Raw genomic sequence first — 14,829 nt, 5'->3', positions numbered from 1 at the left:
TTTGTTGGTTCAGACCAAAGGCCCAAACGGAAAGGCGCGAACGAGGGGTCCCGTCGCGCCGTGACGGGCTTCTACAGGAAGAGCCACGGGACGGTCAATCGAAAGCGAGCCGCTTCGTCACGAAAGCGTCGCGCCTTAGGGCGCGACGGCGGCGGGCGGGACCGGACGCCGCCTCGCGGCGCTCGCCGCGGCCCCGCCGCAGGCCATGACGATCGCGCCGATCGCGATCCATTCGAGGAGCGCCAGACGCTCGCCGAGAATCGCAAGCCCCGCGAGCGAGCCGACTGCGGGCTCGAGGCAGAGCAGCACGCCGAAGGTCTGGCTCGGCAGGTGTTTCAGCGAAAAGATCTCGAGCGAATAGGGAATCGCGCTCGACAGCACCGCCACTCCGGCCGCCATCGCGAGCAGCGTCGGGTCGAATGCGGCCTTCGCCGCGCCGGGCGCGCCGAAGGGCAGCGTCACGAGCGCCGCGGCGCACATCGCCAGCGCGATCGTGCGCCCGCCATGCAGATGGCCGACGCGCTTGCCGAGAATGATGTAGGCCGCCCAGCACGCCGCCGCTCCCAACGCGCAGGCGACGCCGACCGGATCGAGCGCGCTCGTCCCGTGGCCGAGCGGCAGCAGCAGGCCGAGGCCGAGCACGGCGAGCCCGACCCAGACGAGATCTAGCGCCCGCCGCGAGCCCGCGACGGCGACGGCGAGCGGCCCGGAGAACTCGATCGCGATCGTGATCCCGAGCGGGACGGTGCGCAGCGCGAGATAGAACAGCAGGTTCATGGTCCCGAGCACCGCGCCGAAGAGCGCGACCGAGCGCAGATCCTTGGCCGAGAACCGCGCGCGCCATGGCCGCCAGAGCGCGCAGAGGATCAGCGCCGAGATCGTGACGCGCAGCGTCGTGACGCCGGCGGCGCCGACTTCGGCAAACAGGCCCTTGGCGAAGGACGTGCCGACGCACAGCGCCACGATGCTGCCGACGAGCGCCGCCACCGCGAGCGGAAAAGCGAAATCGGGGGACGCGCCGGCGCTCTGGGAGCTGGCCGCGGGGCTCGACATCTCGGGAACCTGAGGCTGGAGGGACCGGCGGCGCCGGTCGGGGTGGGACTGCGCGGCGATCTCTATCCTGAAGGCCCCGCCGGATGTCGGCGATTTCAGTCGCCTAATCGACTGTTTCCGGCGCAAGCTGCCGTCTGATGACGAAACTCACCGAACTCGACGCCTTCGACCGGCGCCTGCTCGACCTTGTGCGCCGGGACAACCAGATGCCGGCCCGCGCGCTCGCCGAGACCGTCGGGCTGTCCGAGAGCGCCGTGCTGCGTCGCCTCAGGCGGCTGCGCGCCGAGGGCGTCATCACGGCGGACGTCTCCGTGGTGCGCCCCGAGGCGCTCGGCCTCGGCCTCACCATGCATGTGCTCGTCGCGATGGAGCGCGAGGGCTCGGCCGTGCTCGACGCCTTCGCGCGCAAGATCGCCGGCCGACCGGAGGTGCACCAGGCCTGGTACGTGACCGGCGAGAGCGATTTCGTGCTGCTGGTGCGCGTCGCCTCGATGGAGGACTATGAGCGCTTCACACGCGCGACGCTGAACGACGACCCGAACGTGCGCTCGTTCCGCACCATCATCGCGATTCGCGAGGTGGTGGAGGCGCGCACGCCCTCCGCGCTCGCCTGAGGGCCGTCAGCGCTCGACGATCACCGGCTCATGACCGGTCTCGCGCAGGAAACGCACGAGATCCTCAGCCGCGACCGCGGTGGTGGCGGTGTTCTCGAGCGGATGGAAGTTGACCCGGCCCTTCGCCAGGAGGCCGGCGTCGAGCCCGACCGTCACCCGGCCCTCGGCGTCGTTGATCGCGCCGAACGGCGTGACCGAGCCCGGCCGCACGCCCCAGACCTCCTCGAGGAGCCCGGCGGAAGCGAAGGAGAACCGTCCCTGCGCGCCGAGCTTCCGGTGCAGCGTCTTCAGATCGATCTCGGCCTCGTCCTCGGCGGTGAACAGGAACAAGCGGCCCTTCTTGTCCTTGAGGAACAGGTTCTTGGACTTGCCGCCCTGGATGCGGGCGCGGAGATGCGCGGACTCCGCGACGGTGAACACCGCCGGATGCTCGATGGTCTCATGCGCGATCCCGAGGCCGTCGAGAAAAGCGAACAGTTCGGCGCGGGTCGCGGGCATCGGGCGAAATCCTTCAGAGCGCCGGGCGTTCGCGCGATCAGGCGGGGCCGCTTCCGGACGCGCCGCCATAACGCGAGGCGGTTCGCGTCCACAAGTCGTCGAAAGCGCCTTGCAATCGCTCCGCCGTTGCGGCATATGGCGCCTCTCGCGAGCGACATGCTTCGCCCGCGACGAAGACGACTGCGATGCGGGTGTAGCTCAGGGGTAGAGCACAACCTTGCCAAGGTTGGGGTCGAGGGTTCGAATCCCTTCGCCCGCTCCAGTCTCTCAAACGAAGAAAGCCGCCGGAGACCGGCGGCTTTCTTCGTTTTCGGGCTACCGCTTCGATGCGCTCCGAACGCCCGTGGTTACACGCGGGTTACTCGGCCGTCTCCGACAGGCGATATGAAATCGTGTTGTCACGAGGGTACGCCCTGATGCGCTTATGACCCTTAGCCGTCCTGAGCTGAGTCCGCTCTTAGCCACAGCCTCGCTCGGCGAGACGGGGAAGGCGTGCTGCCTTCTGACTCAGATCAACGATGGTCCACCGCGGCCGGGCTATCTTGTGACGAACACGTCAGGGAGACCGCCATGGAAGCGACCAAAGCGGCTGGCTTTGCCAGCATCATGACCCACTTCGACCTCGGACCGTGGGCCGAGGCCCGCGGGCGGCTTGCCGCCGCGCTGGCGGACGAGCATGGCGCGCGCTTCATCGGCGTAGCTGCAGAGCTGCCGATCACCGTCGTAAGCGACATCAACTTTGCTGTCGAAGAGGTAGCGGATGACGAGCGCCGTCGCGCCAACGGGGATATTGCCGCGGCGAAGAAAACGTTCGACGCGGTCGTGGGTTCGCGCAACGACGTCGAGTGGCGCTGCTCGCTCTCGGATCCCACGCGTTTTCTGATCCAGCAGTCCCGGGCCGCGGATCTCATCGTCGTCGGACGCCGGGCATCATACGACCAGAGCGACCCGAGCATGAGTGTCTGGCCAGGCGTCGTCGCCATGGAGGCCGGCCGCCCGCTCTTGGTGGTGCCGCCGGAGAAGGACTTCCTCGCTGGCCACAAGGTCGTCGTCGCCTGGAAAGAGACCAGGGAAGCGAGACGCGCCGTCAAGGACGCACTTCCGATTCTGAAGAGAGCGAATGAAGTGGTGGTCATGACCGCCTCGGCTCATTACCGAGACGAGAGCGCCGAAGACGTGTGCTCCTGGCTTTCGCGCCACGGGGTCGCCTGCCGACCCTCACTGCATGCCGGGGAGATGACCTCGGTCGCAGGCGAAGTCCTTGACCTCGTCTCCGACATCGGGGCCGACCTGATCGTCTCCGGCGCCTATGGACACAGCCGCATGCGCGAATGGCTGTTCGGCGGGGCCACCCGCGACCTGCTCGAGACCAGCGGGGCCTGCCTGTTCATGTCGCATTGATGGGCCGGGCGAGTTCCCTCCGACCCCGAACCCGACGCTCGCTTCAAGAGGAGCGGGCGTCGTCTTTTTGCATCAAGTCGCCCGACTGGCTCGGCGGCGTGACGCTGGTCGTCCTCAGCGCACGTGAAGCCGTCGACCAGATGACCCTGCTCCGGGAAGGTGGCTTCCACGTCGGCCACGTCACGACCATCGACGGCGACCCCGTCACGCCCTTCGTGCTGGCGCTGCTCGCCGTCGACCGCCCGATAGTCGTGCCGTCGGGGACCGCGGCGCCTTAAGCCGCGGTGCGCCCGTCGTCGACGCCCGCGGCCGTCGCCGGCGGGACGGACTTCTCGTTCCCGTCCTGCACCAGCTTCGTCAGCAGATCGATCTGCTCTTGCTGCTTCTTGAGCAGACTGACGAGATGCTCGTCGCGCATGCGATCGAGCTTGTCGTGGAGCGCCATGATCTCGATCTCCGCCTTGAGGTTGACCTCGTAGTCGAGGGCGGCCGTCTCGCGGTCCTTCGCGACCTGGCGGTTCTGGCTCATCATGATGACGGGGGCCTGGATCGCGGCGAGCATCGACAGCAGCAGGTTCAGGAAGATGTAGGTGTAAGGGTCAAACGGACGCGCCAGCGCGTACGAGTTCAACCCGGCCCACGCCACGAAGCATGCTCCGAAGCCGAGAATGAAGCCCCAGGAGCCGCCGAGCTCGGCGACGCGGTCGGCGAGCCTCTGCCCGAAGGTCAGCTCGTCCCGGTCGGTCCCGGGACGACGCGTGACGACCCGGCGCTCGGCGGCGTGCTGAAGCACGCGCGCCTCGGCTTCCCGAAGCGCGCTCGGGTGCTTGCCGAACCAGCGCAGCGCCGCCTCGACCGCGCCGGGATGAGGATTGGCCGCGGCCGGCCGGACGCTCTTCGAATCCTTCGGCAGCCGGACGTACTTGAACAGCGGCGGCGTGCCTCCGCCCGCAGCCAGCCCGGCTTCAGGCGGTTTCACGGAGCTCGAGCCACATGGCGTTCAGCACCGCGAACGCGCTCGCGAGGCCGAGGCCGAGAACCCAGGCGAAGTACCACATGGGCAAATCCTCTCAGTAGGCGCTGGTGTCGCTTCGGATCGCCGCCAGGGTCACGCGGCCGCGCAGCACGCGGTAGACCCACGCCGTGTAGGCGACGATGATCGGCAGAAAGATCACGATGGCGGCGAGCATGATCTTGAGGGTCATCTCGCTCGAGGAGGCGTCCCAGACGGTGAGGCTCTGGTTCGGCGCGATCGACGACGGCAGCAGGAACGGGAACAGGCTGACCCCCGCGGTCGCCACAACGCCCGCCACCGAGACCGCGCTCGAGACGAACGCCAGGCTGTTCGGCCGCCTCGTCAGCAGCAGGCCTGTGACGGCCGCGCCCGCAAGCGCAGCGGCCGGGGCGGCCAGCATCCAGAGGTGGGCGGCGTAGCTCGCGAAGACGCGTCCGACCGAGACGTCGACGCTCTTCAGCAGCGGGTTCGACGGACCCGCCGGGTCGATCTTCCCGACGATGCGGTAGCTGTCGATTCCGAGCGCCATGCACACGCCGCCCACCATCATGCCGATGATGAGCAGCAGCGCGGCCTGCCGGGCGGCGAACGCAGCCCGCGACGCCACGGGCTCTTCCGCCTTCAAGGCGAGGTAGGTGCCGCCGTGCATGACCAGCATCGTGACGCTGACCACGCCGCAAAACAGCGCGAAGGGGTTGAGCAGGCCGAAAAACCCGCCCTCGTAGGTCATGCGGAGCTCATCGTCGAAGCGGAAGGGCACGCCCTGCAGCGCGTTGCCGACCGCGACGCCGAAGATCAGCGCGGGCACGAAGCCCCCGGTGAAGAGCGCCCAGTCCCAGAAGGCCCGCCAGCGGCGGTCCAAGACCTTCGAGCGGAACTTGAAGCCGACGGGCCGCAGGATCAGCGCCCAGAGCACCACGAACATTGCGAGGTAGAAACCGGAGAAGGCCGCGGCGTAGAGCGCGGGCCAGGCGGCGAAGATCGCGCCGGCGCCCAGCACGAGCCAGACCTGGTTGCCCTCCCAGACCGGGCCGACGGTGTTGATGGCGACGCGCCTCTCGCCGTCGGTGCGGGCGACGAACGGCAGCAGCGTCGCGACGCCGAGGTCGAAGCCGTCCATGACGGCGAAGCCAATCAGGAGGGCGCCGAGCAGCACCCACCAGACGACGCGCAGGGTTTCGTAATCGAGGGTCATGGGAGCGGTCCTGGGGTGAGGGCTTATTCGGCGGCGATTGCGGCGGGACGCGGCGTCCAGGGGCTCGCCGGGGCGTCGCGGGCCGGGCCGAGCAGGAGGTCCGGCCCCATGCGGATCGTTTTGACCATCAGGAACATGTCGACGACGGCGAGCGCCGAGTAGAAGACGACGAAGCCGATCAGCGTGGTCCAGACGTTGCCCGCGGACACGCTCGACACCGCAAGGAAGGTCGGCATCACCCCTCGATGACCCAAGGCTGGCGGCCGACCTCGGCCACGATCCAGCCGAGTTCGCCGGCGATCCACGGCGTCGGCAGCGCGAGGAGCGCGACCCACAGGAAAGCGCGCGAGGAAGCGATGCGGCCCCGGCTCGCCAGCACGAAGGCGGTCGCGAACAGGCCGATGAAGAAGAAGCCGAGCGCCACCATGATCCGGAAGCTCCAGAACAGCGGCGACACGGGCGGCACGGTGCTCCAAGCGGCCTGGGCGATCTCGGCGTCGGTCGCGTTGAGCACGTCGGGCCGGATCTTCTTCAGCAGCAGCGCGTAGCCGAGCTCGCCCGACGTCGCCTCGAGCTTGGCGCGGGCCATCACGTCGGTCCGGTCGACCTTGATCTTCTCGAGCGCCTCGTAGGCCATCAGCCCAAAGCGGATCCGAAGCTCGACGTCCTTCACGAGGTCTTCGATCCCGGAGACCTCCTTGCTGATCGAGCGCGTGGCGATCAGGCCGAGCATCCAGGGAACCTTACCTCGTAGGGGTCTCGCGCGCCTCAGCGTCCGGGATGCCGAACAGGGTGAAGGACGCCGGGGCGGGCTCGGTTTTCCACATCGCCTCGATGGCGGCGAGCTTCATCCTCTGGTTCTCGCCCGTCGTGTAGCCGCTCTCGTCGCCGAGCACGACGACCGACACGCCGCGGCGAGGCCGAAGCTCGCGGCGACGGTGGCCGAGCGCTTGGCGAGGTCCACGTGGCGGCCGCGCAGGAGGTAGAGGGCGCTGATCGCGAGCACGAAGACGGCGCCCGTGACGTATCCGGCGCTCACCGTGTGGACGAACTTCGCCTGGGCGACCGGGTTGAAGATCAGCGCGGAGAAGTCGGAGACCTCCATCCGCATGGTGTCGGGATTGAACGTCGCCCCGACCGGGTTCTGCATCCAGCCGTTGGCGATCAGGATCCAGAGCGCCGACAGGTCCGTGCCGAGCGCGAGCAGCCAGGTCACCACGAGGTGGCCGACGCGTGAGAGCCGCTCCCAGCCGAAGAAGAACAGGCCGATGAACGTCGCCTCGAGGAAGAAGGCCATCATGCCCTCGATGGCGAGCGGCGCCCCAAACACGTCACCGACGTAATGGCTGTAGTAGGCCCAGTTCGTGCCGAACTGGAACTCCATGGTCACGCCCGTCGCGACACCCATGGCGAAGTTGATGCCGAACAGCGCGCCCCAGAACTTTACCATCCGCCGCCAGATCTCGCGGCCCGTCATCACGTAGACGGTCTGGTCTGCCCCCTGAGAAGTGGTCCTCCCTGAGGTATGGCTTTTGGCCATTTGGAGGACTGCTTGATGCCGAGGAAGAGGCACGCGCCTGAAGAGATCGTCGCGAAGCTGCGGCAGGTGGAGGTTCTGACCGCGCAAGGTCGACCGGTGGCGGAAGCGATCCGTTCGATCGGCGTGACCGAAGTGACGTTCTATCGCTGGCGCACCGAGTATGGCGGGCTGAAGGGCGATCAAGTGAAACGCCTGAAGGAGCTCGAGGCGGAGAATGCCCGGCTTCGACGAGCGGTGTCGGACCTGACGCTCGACAAGATGATCCTGGCGGAGGCGGCCAGGGGAAACTGATCAGCCCCGCCCGTCGCCGGGACTGCGTGGACCGTGTGGTGAGCAAGCTCGGCGTGACGGAGCGCCGTGCCTGCCTCGTGCTCGGCCAGCACCGATCGACGCAGCGGAAGATCCCGACCCGGCCTGACAACGAAGCGGCGCTGACCGCCGATATCGTGGCGCTGGCTGTCCAGTATGGCCGTTACGGCTACAGGCGGATCGCGGCTCTGCTGCGCTCCGCCGGCTGGAGCGTGAACCTGAAGCGCGTCGAACGGATCTGGAGACGGGAGGGGCTGAAGGTTCCGGTGAAGCAGCCCAGGCGCGGGCGGCTCTGGCTCAACGACGGCTCATGTGTCCGGCTGCGGCCTGAACGGCCGAACCACGTCTGGTCCTACGACTTCGTCGAGGATCGCACGCATGACGGCCGTAAGTTCAGGATGCTCAACGTGATCGACGAACCGAAGGTCGGCGCAGCCAGTTCACACGCGAATGCCTGGCGATCCGGATCGGGCGGAGGCTCCGGTCGACCGACGTGATCGACGTTCTGTCGGACCTGTTCATCCTGCGCGGCGCGCCGGTCCACATCAGGTCGGACAACGGTCCAGAGTTCGCGGCCAAGGCCGTCCGTGAATGGATCGCGGCCGTCGGCTCTCGAACCGCCTTCATCGAGCCAGGCAGTCCTTGGGAGAATGGCTACTGCGAGAGCTTCAACGCCCGGCTGCGGGACGAGCTTCTCAACGGCGAGATCTTCTACTCGCTCGCCGAGGCCAAGGCCGTGATCGAAGGTTGGCGGCGGCATTACAACGCTGTCCGCCCGCACTCGTCGCTTGGCTACAGGCCGCCTGCGCCGGAGGTCGCGCTATGGCCGGCTGCGCAACCCCGACCAGCTCCGCCGGCCACGCCAACCGTCGCGTCAGCGCCGCTCATGAACTAACATTCCAACCGGACCACTCGATGGGGGCCGGCCACGACAGGCCGCGCGGGTTGATGGCCGAGAAGAAGAACGCGCTGCTCAGGGTGAACCGCATCGCGGACCCTTCGGGCGTTCCCTTGAAGACCATGGCGTCGTCTGCAGAAGACGCGCTCCGCGCTAGGCGGATGATACCCTTCAGGCGACGAACGTCCTGATCACTCTCAAACTCGTCGATCAGGACCGGCAGACTGTCAGCTCCAAGGGCCTGTCGAATGCCCGCCTCGGAGCTCTGTCCATCGGCGGAGATGGCCAGCGGGGCCAAGAGCGCTGAGGCCAGCGTCTGAATGGTCGTTGGCCGGCCCCCATCGAGTGGTCCGGTTGGAATGTTAGTTCATGAGCGGCGCTGACGCGACGGTTGGTGTGGCCGGCGGAGCTGGTCGGGGTTGCGCAGCCGGCCATAGCGCGACCTCTGGCGCGGACGGCCTGTAGCCGAGCGCCGAGTGTGGGCGGATGGCGTTGTAGTGCCGCCGCCAGGTTTCGATCACGGCCTTGGCCTCGGCGAGTGAGGAGAAGATCTCGCCGTTGAGAAGCTCGTCGCGGAGCCGAGCGTTGAAGCTCTCGCAGTAGCCGTTCTCCCAAGGGCTGCCGGGCTCGATGAAGGCAGTCCTCGAGCCGACGGCGACGATCCACTCGCGGACGGCCTTGGCCGCGAACTCCGGGCCGTTGTCCGACCGGATGTGGCCCGGCGCGCCGCGGAGAATGAACAGGTCTGACAGGACGTCGATGACGTCGGTCGACCTGAGCCTCCGCCCGATCCGGATCGCCAGGCATTCGCGCGTGAACTGGCTGCGCCGACCTTCGGTTCGTCGATCACGTTGAGCATCCTGAACTTGCGGCCGTCATGCGTTCGATCCTCGACGAAGTCGTAGGACCAGACGTGGTTTGGCCGCTCGGGCCGCAGCCGCACGCATGAGCCGTCGTTGAGCCACAGCCGCCCGCGCTTGGGTTGCTTCGTCGGAACCTTCAGCCCCTCACGTCGCCAGATCCGCTCGACCCGCTTCAGGTTCACGACCCAGCCGGCGGAGCGCAGCAGAGCCGCGATCCGCCTGTAGCCGTAACGGCCATACTGGACAGCCAGCGCGACGATGTCGGCGGTCAGCGCCGCCTCGTCGTCGGGCCGCGTTGGGACCTTCCGCTGTGTCGATCGGTGCTGGCCGAGCACAAGGCAAGCACGGCGCTCCGTCACGCCGAGCTTGCTCACCACACGATCGACGCAGTCGCGGCGACGGGCGGGGCTGATCAGTTTCCCCGAGCTGCCTCCGCCAGGATCATCTTGTCCAGCGTCAGGTCCGACACCGCTCGACGAAGCCGGGCGTTCTCGGCCTCCAGCTCCTTCAGGCGCTTCACTTGATCGCCCTTCAGCCCGCCATACTCGGTGCGCCAGCGATAGAACGTGACTTCGGTCACCCCGATCGACCGGATCGCTTCCGCGACCGGCCGACCTTGCGCGGTCAGAACCTCGACCTGCCGCAGCTTCGCGACGATCTCTTCAGGTGCGTGCCTCTTCCTCGGCATCGTTCAGTCCTCCACATGGCCAAAAGCCATACATCAGGGAGGACCACTTCTCAGGGGGCAGACCAGGCCGCTAGGTAGCCATGAGCACAATGAGCTACGCCCCACGCTTGGCAAAACTCTATGCTAAGTTTTCGGTTAGCCAAGCCTTCCTCTACTATCTTAAGAGCATCGTTTCCTACGAAATGGAAATAATAACGCATATCATTGGCTTCAGAAGTTCCGGCATGAGCGATCATCATCATACCGGTTAGTTTATTGTTGTCGCCTTCTCTAAATGTACCGGCGAGAGCTTCCTCTTCGCTTTCAATGCGCGCTCCAAGCACAGTTCTTAAGTAGCCAATGTTCTCCTCAACCAACACCCAAAAATGATCTGTATCGCGCGGTGTTACGACAGCATCTTCGTGGTACATATCGAAACTCCAATCATATTTTTTGTCGCCGCGAGATGGATGAGGAGCATGAGACCGGCTCTCATATGCCTTCTAGCTCGACGCTTTTTCGGCTCTCGGGTCGTCGCCGCCCGAGCACATGGGGTCCCGTTCGCGCACGAGATTCGTAGCGATTCACAACCTGTACGTACAGGTTCATACCCAAGCGAACGCTTCGACGGCTACGTGGCGCCGGCCGCTGAGGACACGGGGGCGCTTCTGCCGTCCTGCTTCGCGCCCTTCGCCACGACCACAAGAGCGTCGTCGGGGAGCGGCCGCTGCAAGGCCCTCGCTTCGACCCATGGCGCTCGCATCCAGACGCCGATTTCTGAGACGCCGCTTTAGCGCGCGCGGCTGAAGCGGCCCGCGTCGTCTCCCGACATTAGCTGAAGCTTCCGAACATTCGGCGGAATGAAGATGTGCTGGAACGCGATCGGCTGACTGCCCCGCGTGTAGGATCGGACCTCGAGCGCGAGGCCGTGGTAGCTCTCGCTTTCGAGCTTCAGTAGCTTCGCGATCTCAGGCGTGAATTGGGTCGCCTGCACGCGTTGGTCGACGAACAGCGTCGGGACGTCGAACCGCTCCTCGAGAACCGTGCGGATCATGACGCGGTGCAGCTCGCTCATCGGCATGTCGAGCACGCCCGCGAAACGGTCACCATCAATGTAGAATTCGCTAAGGCAGTCGAACTCCTCCGCCACGGTGATGCGTCGCCGGATGCGGATGAAACGCGACGCCTCGACCAGCATCGCCGACCATGGCCCGCGACGGGTGGTGACGCGGCGCTCGATCGCCTCGGCGTAGACCGGCGCAATCGCGCTGTCGTCGTCGCTGACGAAACGAAAGTGCAAGAGGCGTTCGGCCTGCGACGCGCCGCTCGGGACGAAAGTGCCGTGGCCGTGCCGACGGATCAGCGCGCCATCGCGCGCCAGCGCGCCAAGCGCCTTCTGAGCCGTGCCGAGACTGAGACCGCTCGCGCGGGCGAGCTCGGTCTCGGCGGGCAGCTTGTCGCCGGGCGTCCAGAGGCCGTCGGCGATCATGCCGAGGATGGCGGCCCTCAGGCGAAGATGGCGGGGCTCGTCCTGTTGGGCGGCGTCCTCTACGCGGCGACGCAGCTCCGCCATCGCCTCGCCGCGCGGGCGGCTGTCGGTCCGCTGATCGCCGATATCCGCGATGATGGCCAAGCGGGCGCGCTCTCTGGTCTCCGCTCCGGACGGTCTAGGACGAGCGCCGCGGCCGCTCAAGCGGCTCAACGCTCTCCCGAGGCCTTGATCATCGGCGTCCATTTGGCGATCTCGGCGGTAACGAAGTCGCGCAGCGCTTGCGGCGTGCGTTGCTCGGGCGGCGGCACTTCGTTGCCCAGCTCCTTCATGCGCTTCTGTATGCCCTCGTCTCTGAACGCGGCCTCGAGCGCCGCCACCAGCTCGTCGACGATCGGCTTCGGAGTGTTCTTTGGTAGGAAGAGCGCCGACCAGGCGAGCGTTTCGAACTCCGCCAGGCCAGCCTCCGGCGCAGACGGCACGTCGGGTAGCGCCTCGGCGCGCTTCGGCCCGGCGATGGCGAGTGCCCGCACCGCCCCGGTGCGGATGTGCGGCGCGCCGCTCACCACCTGATCGAACATCATCGGGATCTGGCCCGCGATCACGTCGGTCATCGCCTGGCTGAGGCCGCGATAGGGAATGTGCGTCAGCCCTGCGCCAGTAAGCTGGTTGAACGAGATGCCGGCCAAATGCCCAATCGAGCCCTTGCCTGCCGTCCCGTATCCAACCTTGCCGGGATTGGCTTTGGCGTAATCGACTAGTTCCTTGAGGCTTTTGACCGGCAGGTCCTTGTTGACCACCACCACCATCGGCGTCGTGCCGATCAGCATTACGGGCTGAAAGTCCTTGACCGGGTCATAGGGCAGATTGTCGTAGATGCCGACAGCGGCCGCGTGGCTTCCGAGATTGCCCATCACCATCGTGTAGCCGTCGGGATCGGAGCGCGCGACGCGGGCGCTGCCAATGCTGCCCCCGCCCCCACCGGGGTTCTCCACCACGACCTGCTGACCGAGCGTCTTCGACATGTGCGCGCTTAGCACGCGGGCCAGGACGTCGGTCGGGCCGCCGGCGGCGAACGGAACCACCATAGTCATGACCCGGCTCGGATAGGTGTCCGGCGCGGCGGCGGCCGGGACTGAGAGGCCCGCCAGCGCAAGCGCCGCAAAGGCTGCGCCCTGAAGCGCCGTTCGTCTTGAGGAACCGTTGGGCGACGTCATGGGCGCTTCCCCCTCGTCTTGTCGGCCGCTCTCCTGGCGGCGCAGGAATTATGCGCCGTGAAAGCTATATAGCTATGAAGCTTAAGTATAAGATTGCGGGTAGCTGCAGAGCATGTCTGAAGCCGCTATAGACAGGTGAAAGCTATATAGGACTCGGTTCGAACGCCAGTCCTCGCCGGAGGCAGACGCGATGAAGCTCGACGACGAGACCGAAGCGATGCTCGCGGGCGAGCACGGAGCCGTTCGGCGCTGGGCCGTTGAGCATCAGGTCATGGTTGGGCGCTTCTTCGACGCCGTCGATCTCGTGCCCGTCGGCCAGGCGCACATCATGGCCGACACCGAAGCCACGGGCCCCACGGGCGTCGATTTCATGGAGGAGCTCGCGCGCGCGCCGCACGCGGATCGGAAAGTGAAAATACCGACGATCACCGACCCACGCGGCGTCGACTTCAAGGCCTATGAGCGGCTGAAGCAAACGCAAAGCATGGTCGATCTTGAGGCGCGGCTCATCAAGGCGTTCGAGGCTCTCGGCGTCCTGATGACCAACACCTGCATCAACTACCAGACCATCCTGCCGCCTGTGCGCGGCGAGCATCTGGCTTTCGGCGACACCGGCGTGGTGATCTATTCGAACTCGGTGCTTGGAGCCCGCAGCAATTTTGAGGGCGGACCCTCGGCGCTCGCCGCCGCGCTCACCGGCCGCACCCCGCGCTACGGCTATCACCTCGACGAGAAGCGCGTCGGCACGTTGCATTTCGAGCTCAAGCATCAGCCGACGGATCTCAGCGACTGGGGCGCGCTCGGCGGCATCGTCGGGCGCAAGACCGACAGTTATTGGCGCGTGCCGGTGATCACCGGGCTCGAACGCGCGCCGAACTCCGACGAGCTGAAGCATTTTGGCGCGGCGGCCGCGAGCTTCGGCTCGGTGGCGCTGTTCCATATTCCCGGCGTCACGCCCGAGGCGCCCGATCTTCACGCCGCCTTCAACGGAGGCGCTGTCCCGGCGGCGGAACCCATCACCGCGGACGACTTCGACGCCTTCTACGAGGGTTATGCCGCCCGCGGCGACAAGGTCGACGTGGTGGTGTTCTCCGCGCCCCAGCTCTCGCTGCTCGAGATGGAGCAGGTCGCGACTCTCATGGACGGCCGCCGCGTTCATCCCGACACGACTCTGATGGCCGTGACCTCGCCCGAGATCAAGGCCGCGTCCGACCGTATGGGTCTCACACGGCGCATCGAGGCCGCAGGCGGCCTCGTGCTGGAAGGGGTGTGCTTCTACCAGAGCTACGCCCGCGAGATGGCGGAAGCGAACGGCTGGAGCCGGCTCGTTACCAACTCGGCGAAACTCGTCAACATCATCGGCGGCTACGGCTACAAGCCGACGCTCGCCACCATGGAGCGCTGCGTCGAAAGCGCGTGCGCCGGAAAGGTGTCGTGATGAGCAGAGTGCTGCGTTGCCATCCTGGCATCGGCCCAAAGGTCGAAGGAGAAGCGCTGGTCGCGAGCGACAATTTCAGCGCCCGCTATGATCTCGACCGGATCAAGGGCGTGTTCTCACGCCCCGCCCACAAGCTGTTTGGCGAGAGCTATCGCAACAAGATCCTGGTGCTCAACACCGCCAAGGGCGGCGTCGCCTCGGCCTGGATGCTGCGCGAAATGCTCCAGTCGGGCGTCACGCCGAAGGCGCTGGTGTTCAATACGGTCAACACGATCCTGGCCCAGGGCGCAGCGTTCGCGGGCCTTACCATGGTCGACCGCTTCGATTGCGCCGACGTCACCAAAGAGATCAGCAGCGGCGACTTGATTGAGGTCGATCCCTCGGAGGGATACGTCAGGATCTCACTGCGCTCTCGATGAACGACAGTTGCGCGCCAACAGCGGAAGTCGAAGGGCTTCCGGGAAGCGGACGTAGGTTCAGTCGGTCTCTTCAGGGAGCGGGCTGTCTGCTGAGCAACCTTTTTGCCAATATGTGACCGGCAGCACAGCCTTCCGGTCCATCTTCCCGTCTTCGATCAAGTAGCGCCGGATCGCTTGAACGCCGGCCGTGGCGTGGATGCGGACGCCGCTCGG

At 66.5% G+C, this 14,829-nt stretch carries 14 protein-coding genes, 1 tRNA gene and 3 pseudogenes; 7 read left to right on the top strand and 11 right to left on the bottom strand.

The window, feature by feature from the left end:
* Positions 1 to 135: 135 nt before the first annotated feature.
* Entirely contained in the window at positions 136 to 1,053 is a 918-nt protein-coding gene (locus K6K41_RS19605; protein WP_261401891.1) for an EamA family transporter, read from the bottom strand.
* A 137-nt stretch (positions 1,054 to 1,190) separates the two neighbouring features.
* Here K6K41_RS19605 and K6K41_RS19600 point away from each other — a divergent pair, with 137 nt between their 5' ends.
* The gene (locus tag K6K41_RS19600; protein WP_261401890.1) at positions 1,191 to 1,667 is read left to right on the top strand and encodes an Lrp/AsnC family transcriptional regulator; all 477 of its coding nucleotides are present in this window, start codon (positions 1,191 to 1,193) and stop codon (positions 1,665 to 1,667) included.
* Between the two features lie 6 nt (positions 1,668 to 1,673).
* Here K6K41_RS19600 and K6K41_RS19595 read toward each other — a convergent pair whose 3' ends face one another.
* Positions 1,674 to 2,165, bottom strand: a complete 492-nt coding sequence (locus tag K6K41_RS19595) for a prolyl-tRNA synthetase associated domain-containing protein (RefSeq protein ID WP_261401889.1) — start codon at positions 2,163 to 2,165, stop codon at positions 1,674 to 1,676.
* Positions 2,166 to 2,352: 187 nt separating this feature from the next.
* Between K6K41_RS19595 and K6K41_RS19590 the strand changes: the two genes are divergently transcribed.
* The 3 genes from K6K41_RS19590 (at position 2,353) to K6K41_RS19580 (ending at position 3,844) form a co-directional block, all read left to right on the top strand.
* Positions 2,353 to 2,427, top strand: a tRNA-Gly gene (locus tag K6K41_RS19590).
* A gap of 308 nt (positions 2,428 to 2,735) precedes the next feature.
* Positions 2,736 to 3,566, top strand: a complete 831-nt coding sequence (locus K6K41_RS19585; RefSeq protein WP_261401888.1) for a universal stress protein — start codon at positions 2,736 to 2,738, stop codon at positions 3,564 to 3,566.
* A gap of 98 nt (positions 3,567 to 3,664) precedes the next feature.
* Positions 3,665 to 3,844 carry a hypothetical protein gene (locus K6K41_RS19580; RefSeq protein ID WP_261401887.1) on the top strand — a complete coding sequence of 60 codons (180 nt, stop codon included), beginning with the start codon at positions 3,665 to 3,667 and terminating at the stop codon, positions 3,842 to 3,844.
* Here K6K41_RS19580 and K6K41_RS19575 read toward each other — a convergent pair.
* The 4 genes and pseudogenes from K6K41_RS19575 to K6K41_RS19560 all read right to left on the bottom strand — a co-directional run.
* A complete protein-coding gene (locus tag K6K41_RS19575) occupies positions 3,841 to 4,479 on the bottom strand; it encodes a DUF1003 domain-containing protein (protein WP_378145049.1) in 639 nt (212 codons plus the stop codon). The genes K6K41_RS19580 and K6K41_RS19575 overlap by 4 nt on opposite strands.
* Positions 4,480 to 4,531: 52 nt before the next feature.
* A complete protein-coding gene (gene cydX / locus K6K41_RS19570; protein WP_261401885.1) occupies positions 4,532 to 4,624 on the bottom strand; it encodes a cytochrome bd-I oxidase subunit CydX in 93 nt (30 codons plus the stop codon).
* A 12-nt stretch (positions 4,625 to 4,636) separates the two neighbouring features.
* Entirely contained in the window at positions 4,637 to 5,776 is a 1,140-nt protein-coding gene (gene cydB, locus K6K41_RS19565; protein WP_261401884.1) for a cytochrome d ubiquinol oxidase subunit II, read from the bottom strand.
* 23 nt (positions 5,777 to 5,799) lie between these two features.
* Positions 5,800 to 7,268 (bottom strand): annotated as a pseudogene (locus K6K41_RS19560) (cytochrome ubiquinol oxidase subunit I); the annotation flags it as partial.
* Between the two features lie 63 nt (positions 7,269 to 7,331).
* Here K6K41_RS19560 and K6K41_RS19555 point away from each other — a divergent pair.
* Positions 7,332 to 8,520, top strand: a pseudogene (locus tag K6K41_RS19555) (IS3 family transposase).
* On the opposite strand, the gene K6K41_RS19550 reads toward K6K41_RS19555, so the two are convergent.
* The 5 genes and pseudogenes from K6K41_RS19550 to K6K41_RS19530 form a co-directional block, all read right to left on the bottom strand.
* Positions 8,510 to 8,821, bottom strand: coding sequence for a hypothetical protein (locus tag K6K41_RS19550; RefSeq protein WP_261401883.1), 312 nt, complete (start codon positions 8,819 to 8,821; stop codon positions 8,510 to 8,512). The pseudogene K6K41_RS19555 and the gene K6K41_RS19550 overlap by 11 nt on opposite strands.
* A gap of 64 nt (positions 8,822 to 8,885) precedes the next feature.
* A pseudogene (locus K6K41_RS19545) lies at positions 8,886 to 10,074 on the bottom strand (IS3 family transposase).
* Positions 10,075 to 10,124: 50 nt separating this feature from the next.
* The gene (locus K6K41_RS19540; RefSeq protein WP_261401882.1) at positions 10,125 to 10,484 is read right to left on the bottom strand and encodes a hypothetical protein; all 360 of its coding nucleotides are present in this window, start codon (positions 10,482 to 10,484) and stop codon (positions 10,125 to 10,127) included.
* Between the two features lie 359 nt (positions 10,485 to 10,843).
* On the bottom strand, positions 10,844 to 11,686 hold the full coding sequence (locus K6K41_RS19535; protein WP_261401881.1) for a GntR family transcriptional regulator: 843 nt from the start codon (positions 11,684 to 11,686) through the stop codon (positions 10,844 to 10,846).
* Positions 11,687 to 11,751: 65 nt separating this feature from the next.
* Complete coding sequence (locus tag K6K41_RS19530; protein WP_261401880.1) at positions 11,752 to 12,759, bottom strand: Bug family tripartite tricarboxylate transporter substrate binding protein; 1,008 nt, start codon at positions 12,757 to 12,759, stop codon at positions 11,752 to 11,754.
* Between the two features lie 190 nt (positions 12,760 to 12,949).
* Between K6K41_RS19530 and K6K41_RS19525 the strand changes: the two genes are divergently transcribed.
* Together K6K41_RS19525 and K6K41_RS19520 are read left to right on the top strand one after the other, a co-directional pair.
* A complete protein-coding gene (locus K6K41_RS19525; RefSeq protein ID WP_261401879.1) occupies positions 12,950 to 14,197 on the top strand; it encodes an aconitase X catalytic domain-containing protein in 1,248 nt (415 codons plus the stop codon).
* The gene (locus K6K41_RS19520; protein ID WP_261401878.1) at positions 14,197 to 14,616 is read left to right on the top strand and encodes an aconitase X swivel domain-containing protein; all 420 of its coding nucleotides are present in this window, start codon (positions 14,197 to 14,199) and stop codon (positions 14,614 to 14,616) included. Before K6K41_RS19525 ends, K6K41_RS19520 begins: the two co-directional genes overlap by 1 nt.
* Positions 14,617 to 14,829: the final 213 nt, after the last annotated feature.

It is taken from the genome of Chenggangzhangella methanolivorans (genome assembly GCF_019797865.1).
Classification (GTDB): Bacteria; Pseudomonadota; Alphaproteobacteria; order Rhizobiales; family Methylopilaceae; genus Methylopila; species Methylopila methanolivorans.
Note: the sequence above shows the minus strand (reverse complement) of the source record. Positions and strands in the feature narration are given on the sequence as shown.

Excerpts from the sequence above, each read along its gene's own strand:
- cydB (WP_261401884.1), bottom strand. The coding sequence starts at position 5,776 with ATGACCCTCGATTACGAAACCCTGCGCGTCGTCTGGTGGGTGCTGCTC.
- K6K41_RS19585 (WP_261401888.1), top strand. The coding sequence starts at position 2,736 with ATGGAAGCGACCAAAGCGGCTGGCTTTGCCAGCATCATGACCCACTTC.
- K6K41_RS19595 (WP_261401889.1), bottom strand. The coding sequence starts at position 2,165 with ATGCCCGCGACCCGCGCCGAACTGTTCGCTTTTCTCGACGGCCTCGGG.
- K6K41_RS19530 (WP_261401880.1), bottom strand. The coding sequence starts at position 12,759 with ATGACGTCGCCCAACGGTTCCTCAAGACGAACGGCGCTTCAGGGCGCA.
- cydX (WP_261401885.1), bottom strand. The coding sequence starts at position 4,624 with ATGTGGTACTTCGCCTGGGTTCTCGGCCTCGGCCTCGCGAGCGCGTTC.
- K6K41_RS19525 (WP_261401879.1), top strand. The coding sequence starts at position 12,950 with ATGAAGCTCGACGACGAGACCGAAGCGATGCTCGCGGGCGAGCACGGA.
- K6K41_RS19540 (WP_261401882.1), bottom strand. The coding sequence starts at position 10,484 with ATGTACCACGAAGATGCTGTCGTAACACCGCGCGATACAGATCATTTT.
- K6K41_RS19520 (WP_261401878.1), top strand. The coding sequence starts at position 14,197 with ATGAGCAGAGTGCTGCGTTGCCATCCTGGCATCGGCCCAAAGGTCGAA.
- K6K41_RS19600 (WP_261401890.1), top strand. The coding sequence starts at position 1,191 with ATGACGAAACTCACCGAACTCGACGCCTTCGACCGGCGCCTGCTCGAC.
- K6K41_RS19605 (WP_261401891.1), bottom strand. The coding sequence starts at position 1,053 with ATGTCGAGCCCCGCGGCCAGCTCCCAGAGCGCCGGCGCGTCCCCCGAT.